Consider the following 21,523-nt stretch of genomic DNA (forward strand, 5'->3'; position numbering starts at 1 on the left):
AATCTCTCAAACCTGAAAAGGCTCATTTTATTGTTTACCGTTCACACTAATTCTCCGGTTTATGTGCTTCGTAAATTGATGCTATTCCAAAGGTTTGCGGATAACACTTATTCTCACAAAAACCAGCCTCGGCTAAAATAGCTAAAAATTGGTCACCATCAGGAAATTCTTCCACTGATTCGGGTAAATATGTATAGGCACTCTGATCTTTCGAAATCAGCCGGCCAATTAAGGGTAAAATATGTTTAAAATAAAACAGGTAAAATTGCTTAAATGGTGCTTTTGAAGGTTTTGAAAATTCGAGTACAAAAAATACGCCCCCGGGTTTCAACACACGCCGAATCTCCTGTAATCCTATTTTAAGATTTTCGAAATTCCGCACACCAAATCCAACAATGGCAGCGTCAAACTCACCATCGTTAAAAGGTAAGTTTTCCGAATCAGCTTTTAGTACAGAGATCTGCTTTGCCAGCTCTCTTCTTTTTATTTTTTCGCGGGCCACACTTAACATGCCTTCCGAAAGATCAATTCCTACAATTTCTCCACTCAAACGTTTCGATGCAGCAATGGCAAAATCTCCGGTCCCGGTGGCAATATCAAGAATTCGACCCGGTCGGTAGGGCTTTAACTTTTTAATCGTATACTTTCGCCACAATTTATCGATATTAACCGATAAAAGGTGGTTTAACAGGTCATACTTCGGGGAGATATTATCGAACATCTCCTCTACTTGTCCCTTCTTATTTTGTTTTGAATGGTTGTACGGAAGAGCCATTAAACTCCGGCGGTCATTTTATCAATAAATCCCAGTGACTCGTCATCAACCCTGATTTCGCCTTTGGTTACGTGTCCAAGCGTAAAAAACGGGATTTTCATGTCTGTCATGGCATCCACAAAATCATCTTCTTTATCCGGATGAACACCGACTAGAATCCTGCCCATGGCCTCGCCAAACATAAATGAATCAATCCTGGTTTCAGCGCTGCTTGTTACATCAAAACCCAGCTCGTTCGGGATAGCTGCTCTGAGCAAGGTAAAAAACAGTCCACCTTTACCTATCGGGCTGGCACTTTCAATGAGTTTCCCGGCAATAAGGTCTTTAATGCAGGCTTGAATTTTTACTTCATCATTAATATTGAAAGCCGGAAGCGGTGATTCAGAAATACCATGATAAAACTCGAGGTATTCTGATGAATTTATATCGTCGGTCATATTACCGATCATAAAAATATGATTTCCTTTCCGTTTAAAAGAATGGGTAATGATCTCGGTATTCTTTTCAATCACTCCCATCATGCTTATGATAATGGTAGGCGGCACAGGACCATGTTCTGAAAAGTGATCGAAACGAATCTTCTTGTCAGAGATTTTCAGGTTAAAACGTTTCGCTGCATTTTCCATTCCCTTTTTTGCACCGGAAGCAATAAACTGACCATTTGGATCGGCAATGTTGATGTGGTATAAAAACGCACTTATTACAGTTGGAGTAGCTCCAAAACAACGCATTTTTCGCGCTGCCCTCGAAATTAGAATTTCCGTTGCTTTTTGGGGATCACTTTCCAGGTGATGGTGAAATGCGTGTGTACTGATGGCCATTTTTGTCCCCTGATCATCAAGATCGAACACCCCGGTTTCATCAGTATCACTCGCGCCAACAGCTTCGGGCGATATATTTAGTTCGTTAAAATCGTTGAAATAATTAATGGTTGACAAATTCGGATTAACCATTAATGAAAATATAACCTCTTCTACGTTCTCCGGTTCCGGAATACTATCGATTGAAAATTCCTGTTCAGTCTGGATGGTGTCACTCATCTGGCTCCTCCTTTCGGTAATAATTAAGTTCAAGCAAAGGTAATTAAGTACGTCATTTATCCATAAAAATAGATGTTTTTTTTAATTTCGCACATACTCAAAATTTACACCATGAATCGTATTGCATTAATAACCGGTGCCACTTCAGGCATTGGGGAGGCTACAGCTGAAGTTCTGGCGAAAAACGATTTCGACTTAATCCTCACCGGAAGAAGAAAGGACCGACTGGAAGAACTTCAGAAAAAGCTGAATTGCGAGACCATACTTTTGGCTTTCGACATTCAGGATAAAGAAGCCACAGAAGCAGCCTTTATCAGTTTGCCCGAAAAATGGAAAAATATTGATGTGTTGATCAATAACGCTGGACTGGCCGTTGGTATGGAAACCATCGACCAAGGCAATATTGACGACTGGGAAAGGATGATAGATACCAACATTAAAGGGCTTTTGTACATGACGCGGCTGGTCTCACCAATTATGGTTGAGCGCCGGAGTGGTCACATCATCAACTTATCGTCGATTGCCGGAAAAGAAGCCTATGCTATGGGTAACGTTTATTGTGCCACCAAGCATGCTGTTGAAGGACTGACACGAGGCATGCGCATTGATTTGGTGAAGCACGGAATTAAAGTGAGTTCTGTGGCTCCCGGAGCTGTTGAAACTGAATTTTCGATGGTTCGCTTCAAAGGCAATAAATCCAAAGCCGACGATGTTTACAAGGGATTTACACCGCTTTTTGCAAACGATATAGCAGAAACTGTCCTTTTCATAGTTACGCGTCCGGCACACGTTAATATCGACGATGTATTAATCATGCCAACCGCACAGGCGTTGTCGCGCGTAATAAACCGTGAAGAATAAACTTTAATGTGTACCTTTGAATCGCCAAATTATTAAGCAATGCCAGAAGCAATTGTTATTACACCGGTTAAAGATTCGCTCGATACCTTTAGGTTGACCGTTGAAGCCATTATGATGGCCGATGGTGACTTTGAATATATCGTTTTCAACGACTTTAGCCAGGCCGAAACCAAAGCTTATCTCGACACGCAATCGAAAAAACACAACTTTAAGGTTATTCATCTTGAAGAGATTACCGATACTCCCTCGCCAAATTACAAACTGGTTTTGCAAATGGCACAGGAACTCGCCCTTAAAAATAAATGTCCGTTGGTTATTGTAGAATCCGATGTGGTTGTAAATAAAGATACCCTTACTCAGCTGTTCAAATTAGCTAAAAACAAACCAAATCCAGGAGTAGTGGGCGCAATTACAATTGACCGAACGGGGAATTACAATTTCCCTTATACCTTCGAAAAAATTAAAAGTACCGAAGTTGTCGATACCAGTCACAGCCTGAGTTTCTGCTGTACATTAATTACGGAAGATTTTATGAAAGAATTCAGTTTTAAAACTCTGGATTCGAAGAAAGACTGGTTTGATGTTTTTATCAGCCACAAGTCGAAAAAAATGGGCTATCACAATTACCTGGCAAAAGGTGTCGAAGTTTTACACTTACCTCATTCGAGCCGTCCATGGAAAAATCTGAAATACAAAAATCCGATATTGTATTATTTAAAGAAAGTATTTTTAAAACGCGATCGCATTTAAATGCCTGAAAAGTTACTAAATAAAAGAAACAATGTACTGGGCCATATCTTTTCGTGGATATTCAGTATTGCTTTTTTTACGTTCATCTTTTATCTGTACAGCACAGTATTCTATGCAGAATTGATTACCAAAGCCGCTATAACAAATATAGGATTGGCCATAAGCGTTTACATCAATTTGTATGTTTTGATCCCGAAACTGCTGAAAAAGAAAAGTTACATTTTTTACATTTTCTGGCTGGTTCTTACCATTTCAGCTTCCAGCCTTTTTGTGCAGTTTGGGCTTTTATACCCGTTCCGAAATGTTCTTCATGTTTCCGAGCAACTAAGTACATTTAATGCCAATATTCATTCAGCCTTCTTTATTGTGACCCTGGTTTATGTGGCTGTTTCGTCGTTTTTAAAGTTTGTGAAAGACTGGATCGCCATGCAGGATCTCAACTACAAACTGGCTAAAATTGAAAAGCAAAAACTTCAGGCAGAATTGAACACTTTAAAAGGCCAGTTAAATCCACATTTTCTTTTTAATTCGCTGAATAATATTTATTCGCTGGCTCTTATTCAATCGAAAAAAGTACCTGATTTGATTCTTAAACTTTCCGATCTTATGCGACACATCATTTACGAATCAAAGGAAAACTTTATATCGCTGGATAAGGAAATTGAATTTGTCGACAATTTTATTGCCTTACAACAAATCAGAATTTCAGAAAATACAAAGTTGGTCTATGTAAAAGAAGGCAGAGTACCCGACGCTAAGATTGTTCCGCTTTTATTCGAACCTTTTATTGATAATGCATTTAAACACGGAGTACCGGGGAATTCCGAGAACGATTTCATAAAAATACGTTTTGAATTTACCGATACCCACCTTCATTTTAAAATTGAAAATAATTTTAGTGATGAAGTTAAGTGGAATAAAAAGAATTCCGGAATTGGAATTCAGAATGTGAAACAACGTCTCTCGCTGCTGTATAAGAAAAATGAGTACAACCTGCTCATAAATAAAGATAACCATGTATATTGTGTTGAACTAAACCTGCAATTGCGCTAACTACTATAAGTTCTCAAAATGGAAATTAAGGCATTAATCATCGACGACGAACCACTGGCCCAGGATGTTATTAAACAATACGCGCTTAAGCTTCCTGACCTCACTATTGCAGCTACATGCAACGAGGCCATTTGTGCGCATAAGATACTGCAGGAAAAATCAATAGACTTAATTTTTCTGGACATCAATATGCCTAAGTTGTCGGGTATTTCCTTCCTAAGAAATCTGAACAATCCACCTTTGGTGATATTTACTACTGCCTACTCGGAATATGCCCTTGAAGGTTTTGAACTTAATGCGATAGACTACCTGAAGAAACCGTTCTCGTTTGAGCGATTCTGCAAGGCTTATTACCGGGCTGAGGAACAACTGCTGTTACAAAAGAGTGCTAGCCAGTCTAAAGGTCCTGAGAATGCTCCAAGCGACTTTCTTTTCATTAAGTCGAATAAAAAAACTTTTAAAGTAAAGTTTGAAGACATTTTTTACATTGAAGGACTTGGGGATTATATCAAGATTCATTTGAAAGATAGCAAACTTGTCACCAACCTGTCGATGAAAAAAATGATTAATCTTTTACCCGGCGAATACTTTCATCGTATACATAAATCCTTCATCATTTCACTGGATAAAATCGATGCGGTTGAGGGAAATATGGTTTCGGTTAATGGTAATAAATTACCAATTGGAAACAGTTACAGGTCGGAGTTTACAGAATTTATAAATCGTTTCCTCGCGGATTAATTCTACTATTCTTTCAAGAATCCCTGTTGTTTAAGTACCTCCATCATTTTATTGGAAAAAAATTCATTGTCGGCTTTTTTATACCTTACATCCGTAAATACCTGAGCAAGATGTTCCTTTGAATTTTCTTTAACGAATTGCTTTGATGACGTGAGTGTCTCTTTGTAGTGATACAACCGGTCAATTGTTCCTGAATTATAATCAGAATAGGTCTCTTCATGTACAATACCTTCCAACGGAATACGATCTGTTAATTCAGGGTTTTCATCGGGATAGCCAATCGCTACAGTAGTGACCGGAAAAGTTAGTTTGGGTAAATTCAATAGTTCTATAATTTTATCGGCATTATACAGTGTTGTTCCCAGGTAGCAAACTCCTAATCCAAGATTCTCAGCAGCTACACAAACGTTTTGTGCAACAAGTGTAGCATCAATTAAGGCGTTGTTAAATGAGAGGAAATTATCATATCCTGCTTCAGCGTTATTCTGATGGCACCATTTAGTAAACCGATTAAAATCTGCCACAAAGGTTAAAAGCACAGGAGCTTTAACGGCCACCGGTTGGTTAAAATGCAGGGGAGCTAGCTTTGATCGTAAATCCTTTTCCCGATTAATTACAACGCTGTAGAGTTGCATATTCCCCGTTGTAGAAGCTCTGGTTCCGGAGTAAAGTATACTTTGTAATAATTCCTCACTTAAAGCTTTTTCTTTAAATTTTCGAATGCTTATATGCTTTTTTAGAAGTTCCATATTCTCTTATTTTCTGAAAAATAGCAATAAAAAAGGGAAGCTAAAAGCTTCCCCTTTTTAATCAATCAATTCGGTATTACCTTTTAATAATCCTTTCTGATTTAACGATTTCGTCGTCAGCAATTAAAGTAACAACGTAAACGCCGGTAACCAGATTTCCAGTACGTATCTCGTAAGTTGGATTTTCAACATCAAGTACACGCTGACCAGCAATGTTAGTAACCACTACTCTATTCAGTTTTTCAGCATTATCAATTCTGATAAAGTTGTTGAATGGATTAGGATAAACTTTGAAGTCAATGTCTACTAATTCTCCAGGTATACTAGTTGCGAAGTCAGGACCAGTTGTGAATGTCCAGCTGCTGTCGGCGATTCCGCCCCATGCAAGACCGTCACCCATGATCACTCCACTATCTACCTGTACAATGTATTCAGTGTTCTTATCTAATCCACCAACAGTAGTTGAGTCGTATGTAATGGTAACGGTATTACCCATAACCATACTAGAGTCAACCATTATTTCAAGTGATGGATCAGTATCACCCATTGCGGTTATAGTAATGTATCCTTCTTCACCGAACCATACTTCATCAGTAAATGTAATTACAAGAGTTGGATGGTTATCTTCAATAGTATCTGTAGGACTTACCATGTCAAGTACAGGTGCTGTTTTTTCTCTTTCTATAACAGTTAAGAACAGTTGAGAAGTACATCCTTCTGAATCGATTATGAATTCGTAGTCTCCTCCAACTAACATAGTATCTAAACCATTCTCCATGTAGTGAGCAGTATCACCAGCATAAATATTCACAGTATCGTACATAACAGTACCGTATTCAAGATCGAAGTTGTATTCTAACTCACATTCCTGAGCATCCAATACAAATACATCGTGCATACCTCCTGAAAGGTTTACAGTAATCTGTTCATAGAAACCGATTGAATCAGCAATTACAGTAGTATCTACCATTACCATGTAAGGAGCGGTACCACCTGCAATTTCGAAAGTAAATGTAGTTGCACATTCTCCTACAGTATCGGTTACGTTAACCACCTGTAATGGTCCGTCAACACGCTTGAATGTAAGTGTATCCATAACAGACATACAACCTTCGCTGTCTTCTACCCACATTTCATAGTGTCTGTCAATGACATCCTTTTCATCAAATTCGAAGAATTGAGAAAGAATAGTGTCACCCATGAAGAACTCAGTTACACCCATATCACTGGTTTCCATTTCATTCCAGTGCAGTTTGAACATACGACCTTCTTCACCAGATACCATAACTTTAGCAGAAGCTAACGTGTCATCGTAACAAGTTACATCTTTGATTGCGAATGCAGCTTCGTCAACCGGATCAAGTACCATTACATTGGAAGTATCAGTACATCCGTTTTCATCCTTAACGACAACTACATAATCGTGATTTATTTTTACTAAGAACGAGTTCTCAGGTTGATAGTCAGTTTTCAAAGCACCATCTTGCCATAATTGGTATTCGAGTGTATCTCCACCACCCGATACAACTGTCGCTTCAAGATAACCTTCCACAACATCAGGACAAGAGAATTCACCATCACCTTTATCAAGTACTACTTCGAATACTTCCTGTTCGTCAATTACTACTGTATCTGTACCTACACATCCTTCGTAAGTAACTACAACAACATAAGTACCAGGACCAACTCCTGATAATGTATCGTTTGCAACAGTATCAATCATAACAGTATATTCAGGATCTGGCAAAGTATCTCCATCTACTACAACCACAACACTGTCAGCCGGTACAATAATATCGAAAGTTGCACCGTAACATTCAGTGTTACCAACAACCTCAGCTTTAACAGTAACTTTAGTATCTGGTTCGGCAATTTTTACGCGCCATTCATTAACCGGCTCACCATTCCAATCTTCACCTCCAATCAGACAACCATTTACACGGTCGTATACCCAAACAATATATGTACCGGCTTCAGTTACAGAGAATATACTGTCTGCCTGCCATAAACTTGATGAGTCAGGATCAGGAACAATGATATGTTCCGGAAGTTGAGATAATTCAGCATAGTAGATGAAATCACCTGAACCTCCATCTGCCTGAACGGAGAATTGTCCTTCAGTATCACAAGTAATATCTGAAATAAATGTTGCGTTAAGTGTAATAGAATCAGGCTGAGCAATAGTTACCTCACCCAGAACTACGTAACAAGAATCCGCATCAAAAACGGTAATAGTATAACTACCTGCTAATAAGTTCTCAAATACTACACTGTCACCCATTAACGAATCTTTTGCCATTCCGTTGTCTAATTCAACGAGATAATCAGGGTTACCGCCACTTACTTCTACTAATATATCTCCGCCATCTGAACCGAAGCAGGATACAGAATCAAGAACGGTAGCAACAGCCATTAATGAATCAGGATTTCCAATGGTAACTTCTTCCATTTTATAGCATCCATTTCCGGCTACACCATATTCAACAGCGTACACATTATATGTACCTGATGGAACTCCGGTGAAAGTTTCGGCACTATCTGTTACCATGTAAGCAGTATCTAATCCCGGGATATAAATATCAAAGGTATCTGTATTTCCACCATAAACGGTCACATCAATTACACCGTCAGGAGCAGCACAAGAACCAGCTGTAACATCAGTTGTTTCAACGGCAAGCATAATTTCTGAAGGTTCGTTAATTGTGAATTCCTGTCCTTCTGTAGGACATGCGATTGAATCTCTAACCCACACGGTGTAAGTTCCTGGCTCTGTTACAACAATAACTTTGGTATCTGATCCTTCAGGGAAATTACGCCAGTTAGTAGATCCTATTTTGAATTCGTAACCGCCAACACCACCTTCAGCTTTCACTGTAATAGTACCATCACTGGCACCAAAACAGGTAATGTCAGTTGGAGTCGCTGTGAAGCTTACACCCATAGCAGGTCCGTCAACGAAAATACTATCAGTTTCATCGCCGTCGCATCCACCTACCAGGTCAGAAACAACAACTTTGAATGTATCAGCAGGAAGATTTTCGAACATGGTTGTCTGAACTTCAACGTATCCGTCAACATCAGCCCACATTCCATCAACCACTTGTTGCAAAGTATAAACGAGATCTTCCGATCCTCCGGTAGCAGCAGCTACTTCAATATAGCCGGCTGTATCACCGTAACAGTCAATTCCGGTAACCATAACTGGTTCAGCGGCAATTTCAACAGGATCAAGACCATCAACAACGAAAGGTCCATCGATAGCTTTTTCTTCACAACCTTCATTTTTAACAACTACGTAATATGTTCCTTTTCCAACCTGTATATTTACTGAATCAGCACCCATTGGCCATTCTGTAAATGCACCATCAGGAAGATTAGTAGCAGCTTGTAATGTATTTGCATGACCGTAATGAGTAATACCTTCTGTACCGTATATTGTCATCACACCGTCGTAGTTTCCATAGCAGCTTGCATCACCTGTAACAGCACCTGAAACGGTTAATGGATCGGCTTCAGTGATAACTGCCATCAGAGTATCCGGTGTACCACAAGCACATGCATCAAATACACATCCCATTGCGTCTTGCGCCCAAATGTAATATGTTCCAGCTTCCAGATCAACAGCCTCAAATCCTGAACCTGCTTCATCCATTTCCGTCCCAGAAACATATACATCTGCTGGATCAGTAGAATAATATACTTTTACATCACGATCTTCGTCAGCTTGTTGAGCCCATGATGTTACCTCAACACGGATAGCACCATTGCCTGCATTATTACATTCGATAGAGTCGATCCCAACAATTTCAATAACATTTGTATCGAGAGCTGGAACAGTAACGTCCATCATTTCTACATCATTGTCACATTCATCGGTTTTTACGTAAACCGTGTAATCACCGGCAAATACAGCAAAGATGTTATTTTGTTTCCATGAAACGCTGTCCAAAGAATACCATAATGTTCCAACACCACCAGATGCTGTTATATTAATTACACCATCATTTCCACCAGGGCAAGTTGGCGAAATAGTATCCACATCATCAATTGAAACCGAGTCAGGATTTACTAATGCAATAGGAGTTTCATATTGAATTTCACAACCTCCGTCATCTTGTACATAAACAAGGAAAGTATCGGCACCTACAGTCCAGCTTGAAGTAGTAGTATAACCTCCTGAAATATCTGTACCCCCAAGAGTTTCCACTTTAAACATGTAGTCCCCTGAACCGCCAGTTGCACTTGCTGTGATAACAGAACTATCACCCAAGCATACAGCTGTATCAACATCTACAACCAGATCGATACCTGTTGGTGCCTGAAGGCTAATTACGTTACCGGTACTATTGGGATTATCATACGCTTCCGGATCACACCCATTTGCGTAACCAACCCAAACACTGTAATAACCTACCATAAGATCCATAAAGGCAACCGTATCATTGGCAGGTATTTCAGCCACTGCTAACATTGTATCAGCACCAAAATAAGAAAGATATACTGAATCAGCGTCACCTACAAAATCATGCACATAAATGGCACCGTCAGTTGAATCTGCACAAGCTATATCATCTAATGAAATATCAAAAGTAATTTCGGCCGGATCAACTAAAACAGCCGAACTGTCTGAAACAACATCACATCCCATGCTATCTGCAGCAGTCGCCCAATATTCGCCAGCTGGCATCATAAAGGTAGCTACTCCATCAACAGTCATTTTTGAAGAATCTTCAATAGTTACCATATATTCGTTTCCAGCGTAAGGAATGCCTGTAGTAGTATCTACTAATACAGTAATTGTTCCTAATCCTCCCGGACATTCAATAGAATCATCTGCAGCTACATAAATGCTGTCAATAATGACTGGGGCAGGTGAATTATTCATGGTAACTGAGTCCCATAATGTATGGTCACAATTTTCCGATTTCACACCGATGTAATATTTCTCACCGGGAATACCCACGAAATGCACTTCATCATACTCCGGATAGCCCTCGTAATTAATACCGTGCCAGTTAGGTCCGTCAAGCACAGCATGTGTTACGAAATTCTCTGTTCCGCTAACTACAACAGTGATTTCTCCATCGTCATCCCAACATCTGGGTTGAGTAACCAAAAGTGTATCCAGTGACATAGAGACAACTGAGTCAGTCGGAGTATAATTCAAAACATTCGAATAACAATCCATCCCCAGTCTAACCTGCACAACAAAAGGTCGACCTTCAATTGTAGTGAAGGTATTCACCGGATCGAAGCCTGCTGCGGTTGTGTCACCAACACCATTAAACGAATAATACGTACTGTCGGATTCATGTCCGATAACCGCATATTGCACAACGGATCCTTCGCAAATTGTGCTAATGTCGGTAAGCAGCACAACGTCATCCGCTGATAAGGTAACATCGCACTGGGCCTGAGCCACAGTAAACGAACTAACCAAATACACGAGCAACGTTAAGCCGAAAAGCTTTGTAAACATTTTTCTCATAGCATTTCTTTTAAATTGAACTTAATTGATTGATTGATTTTAATTTATTTAATTCTTTAATCATTCGCCAGATTTAATTTTGTCTAATCGTCCCTGTATCCCTACAGTAAACTGTACAAACGTATAAAAATTTGCATCAATGTACAAAATATATGTTGCATAAAATGCAATGTTTTATCTAATGTTTTCAACAGTCCGGTGTTCTAATAAATCCTGCACTTTGGAGCATTTTACCAAATATCGTCGTGTTTTTTAGCTTCCGGTTCTGTAAATTATCAATTCAAGTTACAATTTTAAACTATTTTTTTAAATAATAACGAATGTTAACACTTTTTTTTATTGCTTCACGTTTGAATTAATAATGATTAATTTAGAATACTTAAAAACACCGTATTTATTAACACTTTAGAACCCAAAATGCGTGTCACATTAAGTTAACTGTTAATAACCATGATGTACTGGGACAAAATAAGAAATAAACAAGTAATGTGTTACCTGGCGCTCACTCTTGCGGTTTTGTCAAGTGTTTCATGCCGAACTTGTAAATGTCCGGCTTACAGCGAAGATCATACCATTATTAATAAGGATGTGAAATCAGAACCGGAAGCACTTGCTAACATCAATTACGAACAAACTCTTACCGATAGTCCGGAGGCAAAACTCCTCGCCCCCTAATCTTATCAATTTGTTTTTTTTGGAAAATATGTGCTGGAAAGCGGCCAACACAGGCATTTCCTCCCAGATGGCACAAAACTACAAACACCGAATTTAACATCATCTTATTCATTTTCTGTTTTTTATACCGATTTTCACCCTTTGAGAATTGAATATTTTCGCAAAAACCGGCATTAGCCCGTGATTAAACGAGATATGACAAGCTAAAGACTTTAATTAATTATTAAGGTTAGAATGAAAAAACTTTTGCCGCTTGACTCAATACTTAAAATGTACTTACTTTGTGTGGCTTTTAGAAATCAGGGTTTTAACCTGATCAGCACGACTTAAATAAATTTTATACAATAATTAAAAACTTTCTCAACTATGATTAAAATAGGTATTAACGGATTCGGAAGAATCGGACGTTTTGTTTTCCGTCAGGCAGTTGCCAAAGGAACCATTCAGGTTGTAGCTATCAACGACCTTATCGACGTTGACTACATGGCTTATATGTTAAAGTACGATTCAACTCACGGTCAATTCGACGGAACAGTTGAAGTTAAAGACGGTAAACTTATTGTTAACGGTGACGAAATCCGTGTTACTGCAGAAAGAAATCCAGCCGACATCAACTGGGGTGCTGTAGGTGCCGACTATGTTGTTGAATCAACCGGTCTTTTCTTAACTAAAGAAAAAGCTCAGGGTCACATCGACGCAGGTGCGAAAAAAGTTGTAATGTCTGCTCCTTCAAAAGACGATACTCCAATGTTCGTTATGGGTGTAAACAACGACAAATACACCAACGACATGACATTCGTTTCAAACGCTTCATGTACGACCAACTGTCTGGCTCCTGTAGCTAAAGTATTAAACGACAACTTTGGTATTACTGAAGGTCTGATGACTACAGTTCACGCAACTACTGCTACTCAGAAAACTGTTGACGGTCCTTCTATGAAAGACTGGCGTGGTGGACGTGGTGCTGGTCAGAATATCATCCCATCTTCAACCGGTGCTGCTAAAGCCGTAGGTAAAGTTATTCCTGAATTGAACGGAAAATTGACAGGTATGGCTTTCCGTGTTCCAACTCCTGACGTATCAGTTGTTGACTTGACAGTGAACCTGGCAAAAGCTGCTACTTACGATGAAATCTGTGCTGCTATGAAAGCTGCTTCAGAAGGTGAGTTGGCCGGTGTACTTGGTTACACTGAAGATATGGTTGTTTCTAACGACTTCGTTGGCGACACTCGTACCTCAATCTTCGATGCTAAAGCCGGTATTGCATTAACCGACAAATTCGTAAAAGTTGTATCATGGTACGACAACGAAATGGGTTATTCAGCAAAAGTTTGCGAACTGATCATGTACATGGAATCAGTAAAATAATTTACGTATATAATGTATAGAAAGGGAATCGAAAGGTTCCCTTTTTTTATGCTTAATTCCGAATACTCGATTCATGAATCTTAAAACTTGAACATTAACCCTGAACTCTAAACACAGAAATCTCCTCTATTCATAACGTAGCGACTCGATCGCATCGAGTTTTGCGGCTTTCTGAGCCGGATAGTACCCCGAAATGATCCCAACAATGAAACAAAGGAACACACCAAGCATGATCCAGGTCCAGGGAACGATAAATGATGATCCGACAATGGAAGAAACCACGTTGCCAACCAGTATTCCAAAAATAATTCCGACAAAACCACCAATCTGTCCAACAACAATTGCTTCAACTAAAAATTGCTGACGAACAGTTCTTCCTTTGGCACCAATGGCTTTTCGCACGCCAATTTCGCGTGTACGTTCGGTCACCGAAACCAGCATAATATTCATTAATCCCACCGCAGCACCAAATAAAGTGATCAATCCAATTATGGTGGCTACCATCGTTACATTTTTTATATTCTGAATTAACAGATTCGCCAGGTTATCGCTTTTTTCGATGTTGAAATCGGAATCATCAAGCGGTTCCAGGTTTCTTACATTCCTAAAAGTTGCTTCGGCCTGACCAGTTGCCGCATCCATCATTTTGGGCTGGATGACTTTCACCTGGATTCCAAAATTCATATTGGGTCGCGAAAAATAAGTCCGTGCATTGGAATAAGGTATAAAACAAATCATGTCGTTGTTCATTCCAAATCCACTCCCCTTCGAAGCCAGCACACCAATAACTTTGTACTTCCCTCCACCAATGCTAATGACCTTGTTAAGCGGATTTTCACCGTTCTTAAATAGTCGTTTTGCAATGGCACTGCCCAGCAGAGTAACGTTTCGTCCCCCTTCAATATCATGAATGCTTATGCTTCTTCCCTTATCGATTTTGTAGCCTGAAGTTGACAGATAATTCTCATCGATACCATTTACTGAAATGTTTGGATTGGTTTTCTCCGAACCGTATTTCAATGTTGCAGTACCTGTGCAACTTACCGAAATTGATGTTAATCCCGGGAATCCATATTCTTCCTTAAATTCTTTTGCCTGGTAGTACGAAATATAATCGTAATTTTTTGTGCGGTAACGAATGTTGCCCTGCACTTTTAATCCTCCACTGGATATGGAAAAAGTATTGGCACCCATAAAAGCAAATTCGCTGGTTATCGAATTTTTTATCGAATCGATAGCTGTAAGTATTCCTACCAAAGCTGTAATTCCAATGGCTATAATCAGAACCGTAAGTATGGTGCGTAGTAAATTACTTCTTATCGAGAGTAAAGCTATTCTGATATTTTCGGCAAATAAGGTTGTCTGACGCATTGGCAGTTGATAGTTTTCGTTTAAAAATATAAATCTTTTCGTTGCCTGACTAGCTATTTCTTCCAAATGTTTCCAAGATCTGTTTTTACCTGGAATAGTTCGTCATTTCATTGGTATGTTAAGTGCACAAAATATTACGCCCAAAATAAGGTATGCCGGGATTTCCGGAAGTCTGTCCAAATTAAAAAGTGTTAATCTCTTAATTACTAAAAATTTACTTTATCTTCGCACACCTAATCTGAAAAAAAGATATGGCAAAGATTAATTTGAGTAATGATTTAGAGAAATTTAGTTATGCACTCGGCCTTAGTATTTCGGCCAACCTCATTCAGTCGGGAGTAAAACAAATACATCCTGATGCCTTCATTTCGGCGTTGAAAGATGTGTTTGCCGGCGTTGAACCACAGGTTTCACCTGAAGAGGCTAACCAAATCCTGGAAGCTTTTATGGCACAAAGCCAGGATGGTGATGCAGCTAAAAATCTGGAAGAGGGATTGGCATTTTTAGCAGAAAACGCTAAAAAAGATGAAGTAACCGAATTGCCAAGTGGATTACAGTATGAAATTTTAAAAGAAGGCGATGGCGAAATGCCAACCGTAAACGATCAGGTAAAATGTCACTACCACGGAACCTTGATCAACGGTACCGTTTTTGATAGTTCTGTACAACGTGGAGAGCCGGCAACATTCCCGGTAAACGGTGTTATTCAGGGCTGGGTTGAAGCGCTTCAACTGATGTCGGTAGGATCGAAATGGAAACTTTATGTACCATCAGAACTTGCTTACGGAAACCGCGGAGCCGGCGGAGCAATTGGTCCGAATTCTACCCTTGTTTTCGAAGTTGAACTTCTAGACATTTTATAAAAACAAAATAATCAACACTTAGTGTATTGTAAAAAATTTAAGAGATGAAAAACAGTATTCTTTATCTTTTTGTAGCTGCTTTAGTAATCGCAGCAGCTTCTTGCCAGCAAGGCGGTTCGTCGAGTGCAAAAATGGAAACAGAAATCGATTCTGTAAGTTATGCCATTGGAGTTTTGGTTGGAACAAACAACAACCAGCAACTTGAAAATGCACCCGGAAACGACGAAATGAACATTGAAGTAATGGCAGATGCATTTCGTTCAACTTCTTTAGGAGAAGAAACCAAAATGACTCCGGAAGAAGCCAACGCAATGATCCAAAAATTCTTTACCGAAGCCAGTGAAAGAGAAGCACAAGCCAACCTCGAGGAAGGCAATAAATTCCTGGAAGAAAATAAAGCTCGCGAAGGTGTGCACACTACTGAAAGCGGCCTGCAATACGAAATCCTCGTTGAAGGCGACGGTGAGAAACCAAAAGCTACCGATCAGGTTCGTGTTCATTACCACGGGACTTTAATCGACGGAACCGTCTTCGACAGCTCAGTTGAAGATGGCGAACCTGCAGTTTTCGGCGTAAACCGTGTAATTAAAGGTTGGTCAGAAGCCTTACAACTGATGCCCGTTGGATCGAAATGGAAGATTTACGTTCCTTCTGATCTTGCTTACGGACCACGTGGTGCCGGTGGCGACATCGGCCCGAATTCAACGCTCATTTTTGAGGTTGAATTGCTTGAAATCGTAAAAGACGACAACAAATAATCAAGTTCAGTCATAGAGTTTATCACTTGTTGAAAAAAACCCTTTGTCTCATTCAGGCAAAGGGTTTCTTTTTTTTACTTTTGGCAGAAACTAAAACAGAATATCAGGAATGGCTTTAAGTGTAAAAGGAAAGATAGACCAAATTTTAGAACCACAATCAGGTGTTAGTCGCGCCGGGAAAGAGTGGAAAAAACAGGATTTTGTAATAGAAACCGATGAACAATTTCCACGAAAAGTATGCTTTACACTTTTTGGCGATAAAGTTGACATGGTCAGCGACATTGCTCAGGGACAAGAAGTTGAAGTTTCTTTTAACCTCGAATCGCGAGAATACAACGGCCGCTGGTTTACCAATGCCACTGCATGGAAGATTGACCAGGTAAGTGAAGATAATAATCTCCCGGAACCTCCACCGGAATTCAGAATGGAGGATGTTCCTCCGGAGCCCGATGACAATGCAGCAAACGACCTGCCGTTTTAAAGAATTGAGAGTTACATACTATAAAAGAAGCCGGATTTGCAGTGCAAATCCGGCTTCTTTTATATCGTTGATTTAATTATCCCGGGTGAACACCGGTGAACCAGGTTTCGATAAACGCGGGTTAAATCCATAACCTTCGGCATCAAAAGCCTGCAGATCTTCTACCTTCTCAATGTTGTTTTCAACAATAAAGCGAGTCATCAATCCCCTGGCTTTTTTGGCGAAAAAGGATATCATCTTGTACTCACCGTTTTTCATATCCTTAAACGCCGGAGTAACAATCTCGGCTCCCAGTTTTTTAGTTTCAATACTTTTATAATATTCGTTCGAGGCCAGGTTAACCAAAACGTTGCTCCCCGATTCAGCTATGGCTTCTTTCACCTTCGGAGTAATTTTCTTTTTCCAGAATGCATACAAATCGTCCGATCGCTGGTATTTTAGTTTTGTCCCCATTTCCAACCGATACGGTTGAATCAGATCAAGCGGCTTTAACACTCCGTATAAACCGGACAGAATGCGCAATTTCGATTGTAACTTCAGCAAATGCTCTTCGGAGAGTGAATTTGCATCCAATCCCTGGTAAACATCGCCACTGAAAGCAAGTACAGCCTGTTTCGCATTTTCAGGAGTAAATGGCTGATGCCAGGTTTGGTAACGTTCATAATTCAACTGCCCTAAACTTGCCGAGATTCCCATCAGAACGGATAACTTTTTGGGATTCATTTTCTTCAAACGGGAAACCAACTTCTCCGAATCATCAAGCATTTCGGGCATGCTAAATTCTGATGTAGGTGCAGTCGTATTAAAATCCAGCGATTTTGCCGGAGATATTACAATTAACATGCTAGTAAAATTTTCAGGATTTTAGGCACCGATGTTTTTAATCACTCTGGTTAATTTGTCTTTCACCTCGCCGGCCAGTTCTTCCAGATTATCGTTCTCCACACCACTCATCGACACAATTGGATCTACTGCTGATACTTCAACATCGCCGTTATCGTGCTCTTCTACTACCACATTGCACGGCAGTAAAATACCAAGCTTATCTTCTGCCGACAGTGCTTTGTAAGCAAAATGAGGATTGCAGGCTCCCAATATTTTGTACTTTTTGAAATCAACATCGAGCTTTTTCTTTAAAGTTGCCTTTACGTCGATTTCTGTGAGGACACCAAATCCCTCTTTTTTCAATTCGTCTGCCACAAATTCAATCGTTTCATCAAAGTTCTTGTTTTGAACTTTTGTACTCATATAATATTTCATGATTCTTTGAAATTTTAGTTTATGACTACAACATTCAGCATTAAAATTGGTTGTCGAAAACACCGATTTTTTTTGATTTTACTGTACACATCAGCCCAATGCCACATCGAGAAGCATCATGGTAGCAAATCCAAGAATTGCTCCAACAGTCGAAAGGTCGGTTTCGAGGCCAGTCTGTGATTCCGGGATAAGTTCTTCTACGACCACAAAAATCATCGCTCCTGCAGCAAACGAAAGGGCATAGGGTAACAAAGGTTCCATGGTCAACACGAGGTATGCTCCCAGCACACCTGCAATGGGCTCCACTACTCCCGAAAGCTGCCCGTAATTAAAAGCTTTTAACCTTGAAAATCCTTCTCTTCGAAGTGGAATAGAAACAGCAGCTCCTTCAGGAAAGTTCTGTAAACCAATACCCATAGCCAACGCAACAGCACCCGCTAACATTGCCGGATCAGGATTATTGGCCAATGCTCCAAAAGCTACCCCTACTGCCAAACCTTCAGGAATGTTGTGCAGGGTAATGGCCAGGACCAGTAACACACTTCTTTTCCACGAAGTTGAAATTCCTTCGGCTTTATCACGTGGTAATCCTAAATGGAGGTGAGGCAGCGTTTTATCGACCAGCAACAAGAATGCGCCACCCGCTAAAAAACCAACCACAGCCGGCACCCATGAAGGAACAGGGCCGCCCTCTGCCATTTCTATTGCGGGATTCAATAACGACCAAAAACTGGCAGCAATCATTACTCCTGAAGCAAAACCCAGCATTGAGTTCAGCACCGTTTTCTTAATCGATTTAAAAAAGAAAACCATGCCTGCACCCAAGGCGGTCAAAAACCAGGTAAAAAGTGTGGCAAAGAGTGCCAGTAGCACCGGATTATAATCAAGAAATTTGTCGATCCACATAATGTTTCACTTAAATGTTGCAGAAACATGTTCCATTTCTACTAAAGTAGCAGTAATATTCTCTGTTCTGCAACTACAACTCAATTTTTCAATGTTCTATTTTACCTCATTAACCTCTAAAATAACACTCATATTTCGCAGATTAATGTTTGGATTAATCCCGACATTCATCAGGAAATCGCCTGAATAGGTCTTCTCCGAATCGATCCACGATCGATGTCCAGGATACACATTCAACTCTTTTAAGGCATATTTTTTATCGCTGTCGAGACCGGCAAACTTAACCGGTAGTATGGATGCTGTCAGCATGTATCGGAAGTTCACCAAATAATTAAAAACCACAGCACGACTTTTATTATCATTCACATACATCAACGCAGCAAAATCGTTTTTATATGGATCTACCAACCTGTACATATCGCCATGCCATACTACATCTTTAAACGCATCGTAATTCTGAACTGCTTCTTTGGCAAACTGCATATCGTTCTCACTGAGTTCATGCGCCACAATATCGAATCCGAGCTTGCCCATACTGGCCACATCCACACGGTATTTCAGTGGCAGATCGCTCCAGTCGGTTACATGACAGTCGGTTACAATCGACGGGAAGAAATAAGAATAATTCCACTGCATATAAACACGTTCCAGCGGATCAGTGTCGTCGCTGGGCCAAAATTCAGTGAAGTATTTAAACAACTCGTAATCGCCACGGCCACCACCACCCGAACACAACATGATCGGAACATCAGGGTATTTCTCCCTCACGCGTTCCATCACATTGTATAAACCCTTTGTATATTCAATGTACAAATGCGTTTGCGGTATGTTCTCTCTCTCGAGATAGGCCGAATGCGCATTGTAAATTACCGAGTTGCAATCCCATTTAATAAAGGCCAATTCCGGACTGTCGGTGAAGAGTTTATCAACGATTCCAAACACAAAATCCTGTACTTCGGGATTTGAAAGATCGAGTACCAGTTGATTTCTGAAATACTTCTCGGGGCGCTCCGGCTGCCGTATCACCCAGTCCAGATGATTTTCGTACAATTCACTTTTTGGATTCACCATTTCAGGCTCAATCCAAATGCCAAATTTGATTCCTTCTTTCGTCGCTTCCGAAACTAAATGACCAATCCCGTTCGGGAGTTTTTTCTTGTTCTCTTCCCAGTCGCCCAATCCGGCATTGTCGCTATTTCTGGGGTATTTGTTGGCAAACCAGCCATCGTCGAGCAAAAACAAGTCAACTCCCAGTTCTTTAGCATCTTTAAAAAGGGAAGTGATTTTATCTTCGTCGAAATCGAAATAGGTAGCTTCCCAATTGTTCAGCAAAGTTAAACGCTCGCCGTTTCCATCCAATACACGATAATCTCTTGCCCAACGATGCAGATTGCGACTGGCTTCACCTGTACCGTTATGAGAAACCACATACACCAGCGATGGCGTTTTAAATGTTTCTCCGGGCTGCAAAGTATATTCCGAAGCAAAAGGATTTATTCCGGCAATAAAACGAAGGTTTTCGTACGAATCGATCTCAAAAACATAACGGAAATTGGAACTCCAGGCTAACTGTCCCAGAACAACAGATCCAGTATTCTCGGCTGCTTTGTTATCAAACGAAATAATAAAATTAGGAGATTGCAAAAGGTAAGCACGTGTTCCGAGTTTGGTATCGATGGATTTGATGCCTCGGGTAAGTTTTTCCTCATTCCGTTGCATCTCCCTGGCCCATGCACTTCCGTAAGTGGTAAGGTAAAAATCGTTACCGGCAAAAAACAGATTGGCCGACGCGAACTTTTTCAAAACTACCGCTTCACTCTGACTGTGTTCTATTTCGGTCCACTGCTCGATCACGTTCAAATCCGTCCAGGTTTTGTAGAATAATTTTACGCTGAATTGATACAATGCATCTTCCAGTTTTATAATAGTTAGTGTTGCATTGTCATCAGTCTTTTCCTGCGTATGACTTACATATTTTAATTCGAGCGAAGTATTTCCGTCGGATTGCAAAACTTCAATGGCGGGTTCAACCAGATTCCAGGTGCCCGCGGTTGTGTATGTCGCGTTATAAATTCCGGCATTGTTATCCCGAAAATTATATCGCCTCGCAACCTCTTTGTATTCAGATTCATTTTTTAGAGGTTCGCCAAAATACACCGTATTCAGGCGTCCATCACGCGAAGTTTGGAGCAACATCAGGTTATCATTGGTGAAGATCGGGATGATCACATCCTGCGCCTGCAGACCTGCAGCGATCACTGAACAGATCAGAATGAATAGTATTCTTTTCATAGTATTAGATTTGTTAGTTTGTTTATACAAAGATAGGAAAGAATACTTCTGTTAAAAAGTACTTAAACAGCTAAAAAGAATGAAATCTAAAT

At 40.0% G+C, this 21,523-nt stretch carries 18 protein-coding genes; 9 read left to right on the forward strand and 9 right to left on the reverse strand.

Annotation, left to right across the window (positions count from 1 at the left end):
- Positions 1 to 46: 46 nt before the first annotated feature.
- A complete protein-coding gene (gene ubiE / locus WFY05_RS02190; protein WP_340111082.1) occupies positions 47 to 775 on the reverse strand; it encodes a bifunctional demethylmenaquinone methyltransferase/2-methoxy-6-polyprenyl-1,4-benzoquinol methylase UbiE in 729 nt (242 codons plus the stop codon).
- Positions 775 to 1,815 (reverse strand): AIR synthase-related protein, encoded by a 1,041-nt coding sequence (locus tag WFY05_RS02195; protein ID WP_340111083.1) that lies wholly within the window; start codon positions 1,813 to 1,815, stop codon positions 775 to 777. Before WFY05_RS02195 ends, ubiE begins: the two co-directional genes overlap by 1 nt.
- A 111-nt stretch (positions 1,816 to 1,926) precedes the next feature.
- Between WFY05_RS02195 and WFY05_RS02200 the strand changes: the two genes are divergently transcribed.
- The 4 genes from WFY05_RS02200 to WFY05_RS02215 are packed head-to-tail and all read left to right on the forward strand — an operon-like array spanning position 1,927 to position 5,220.
- On the forward strand, positions 1,927 to 2,676 hold the full coding sequence (locus WFY05_RS02200) for an SDR family NAD(P)-dependent oxidoreductase (RefSeq protein WP_340111084.1): 750 nt from the start codon (positions 1,927 to 1,929) through the stop codon (positions 2,674 to 2,676).
- A 39-nt stretch (positions 2,677 to 2,715) separates the two neighbouring features.
- On the forward strand, positions 2,716 to 3,426 hold the full coding sequence (locus tag WFY05_RS02205; protein WP_340111085.1) for a glycosyltransferase: 711 nt from the start codon (positions 2,716 to 2,718) through the stop codon (positions 3,424 to 3,426).
- The gene (locus tag WFY05_RS02210; RefSeq protein ID WP_340111086.1) at positions 3,427 to 4,479 is read left to right on the forward strand and encodes a sensor histidine kinase; all 1,053 of its coding nucleotides are present in this window, start codon (positions 3,427 to 3,429) and stop codon (positions 4,477 to 4,479) included. It begins immediately after the preceding gene.
- Between the two features lie 18 nt (positions 4,480 to 4,497).
- Positions 4,498 to 5,220, forward strand: a complete 723-nt coding sequence (locus tag WFY05_RS02215) for a LytR/AlgR family response regulator transcription factor (protein ID WP_340111087.1) — start codon at positions 4,498 to 4,500, stop codon at positions 5,218 to 5,220.
- A 5-nt stretch (positions 5,221 to 5,225) separates the two neighbouring features.
- On the opposite strand, the gene WFY05_RS02220 is transcribed toward WFY05_RS02215, so the two are convergent.
- Together WFY05_RS02220 and WFY05_RS02225 are read right to left on the reverse strand one after the other, a co-directional pair.
- Positions 5,226 to 5,969 (reverse strand): nitroreductase family protein, encoded by a 744-nt coding sequence (locus tag WFY05_RS02220; RefSeq protein ID WP_340111088.1) that lies wholly within the window; start codon positions 5,967 to 5,969, stop codon positions 5,226 to 5,228.
- A 76-nt stretch (positions 5,970 to 6,045) separates the two neighbouring features.
- The gene (locus WFY05_RS02225) at positions 6,046 to 11,415 is read right to left on the reverse strand and encodes a T9SS type A sorting domain-containing protein (RefSeq protein ID WP_340112262.1); all 5,370 of its coding nucleotides are present in this window, start codon (positions 11,413 to 11,415) and stop codon (positions 6,046 to 6,048) included.
- A 492-nt stretch (positions 11,416 to 11,907) separates the two neighbouring features.
- Between WFY05_RS02225 and WFY05_RS02230 the strand changes: the two genes are divergently transcribed.
- A complete protein-coding gene (locus WFY05_RS02230) occupies positions 11,908 to 12,132 on the forward strand; it encodes a hypothetical protein (protein WP_340111089.1) in 225 nt (74 codons plus the stop codon).
- A gap of 366 nt (positions 12,133 to 12,498) precedes the next feature.
- The gene (gene gap / locus WFY05_RS02235; RefSeq protein ID WP_340111090.1) at positions 12,499 to 13,500 is read left to right on the forward strand and encodes a type I glyceraldehyde-3-phosphate dehydrogenase; all 1,002 of its coding nucleotides are present in this window, start codon (positions 12,499 to 12,501) and stop codon (positions 13,498 to 13,500) included.
- Positions 13,501 to 13,626: 126 nt separating this feature from the next.
- Here gap and WFY05_RS02240 read toward each other — a convergent pair whose 3' ends face one another.
- Positions 13,627 to 14,871, reverse strand: coding sequence for an ABC transporter permease (locus WFY05_RS02240; protein WP_340111091.1), 1,245 nt, complete (start codon positions 14,869 to 14,871; stop codon positions 13,627 to 13,629).
- Positions 14,872 to 15,122: 251 nt separating this feature from the next.
- Here WFY05_RS02240 and bamJ (WFY05_RS02245) point away from each other — a divergent pair, with 251 nt between their 5' ends.
- The 3 genes from bamJ (WFY05_RS02245) (at position 15,123) to WFY05_RS02255 (ending at position 16,973) form a co-directional block, all read left to right on the forward strand.
- Entirely contained in the window at positions 15,123 to 15,734 is a 612-nt protein-coding gene (gene bamJ, locus WFY05_RS02245) for a BamJ family beta-barrel-assembly machinery protein (RefSeq protein ID WP_340111092.1), read from the forward strand.
- Between the two features lie 44 nt (positions 15,735 to 15,778).
- Positions 15,779 to 16,492: a BamJ family beta-barrel-assembly machinery protein gene (gene bamJ, locus WFY05_RS02250; protein WP_367575977.1), complete on the forward strand. Its 714-nt coding sequence runs from the start codon at positions 15,779 to 15,781 to the stop codon at positions 16,490 to 16,492.
- Positions 16,493 to 16,601: 109 nt separating this feature from the next.
- The gene (locus tag WFY05_RS02255; protein ID WP_340111093.1) at positions 16,602 to 16,973 is read left to right on the forward strand and encodes a DUF3127 domain-containing protein; all 372 of its coding nucleotides are present in this window, start codon (positions 16,602 to 16,604) and stop codon (positions 16,971 to 16,973) included.
- A gap of 72 nt (positions 16,974 to 17,045) precedes the next feature.
- Here WFY05_RS02255 and yaaA read toward each other — a convergent pair whose 3' ends face one another.
- The 4 genes from yaaA to WFY05_RS02275 all read right to left on the reverse strand — a co-directional run bounded on the left by yaaA (position 17,046) and on the right by WFY05_RS02275 (position 21,431).
- A complete protein-coding gene (gene yaaA / locus WFY05_RS02260) occupies positions 17,046 to 17,816 on the reverse strand; it encodes a peroxide stress protein YaaA (RefSeq protein ID WP_340111094.1) in 771 nt (256 codons plus the stop codon).
- Between the two features lie 21 nt (positions 17,817 to 17,837).
- Positions 17,838 to 18,233 carry a DUF302 domain-containing protein gene (locus tag WFY05_RS02265; RefSeq protein WP_340111095.1) on the reverse strand — a complete coding sequence of 132 codons (396 nt, stop codon included), beginning with the start codon at positions 18,231 to 18,233 and terminating at the stop codon, positions 17,838 to 17,840.
- Positions 18,234 to 18,323: 90 nt separating this feature from the next.
- Entirely contained in the window at positions 18,324 to 19,139 is an 816-nt protein-coding gene (locus WFY05_RS02270; RefSeq protein ID WP_340111096.1) for a ZIP family metal transporter, read from the reverse strand.
- 96 nt (positions 19,140 to 19,235) lie between these two features.
- Positions 19,236 to 21,431: an alpha-galactosidase gene (locus WFY05_RS02275; protein ID WP_340111097.1), complete on the reverse strand. Its 2,196-nt coding sequence runs from the start codon at positions 21,429 to 21,431 to the stop codon at positions 19,236 to 19,238.
- Positions 21,432 to 21,523 lie beyond the last annotated feature (92 nt).

Origin of the sequence: Maribellus mangrovi (assembly GCF_037646455.1) — a bacterium.
Classification (GTDB): Bacteria; Bacteroidota; Bacteroidia; order Bacteroidales; family Prolixibacteraceae; genus Draconibacterium; species Draconibacterium mangrovi_A.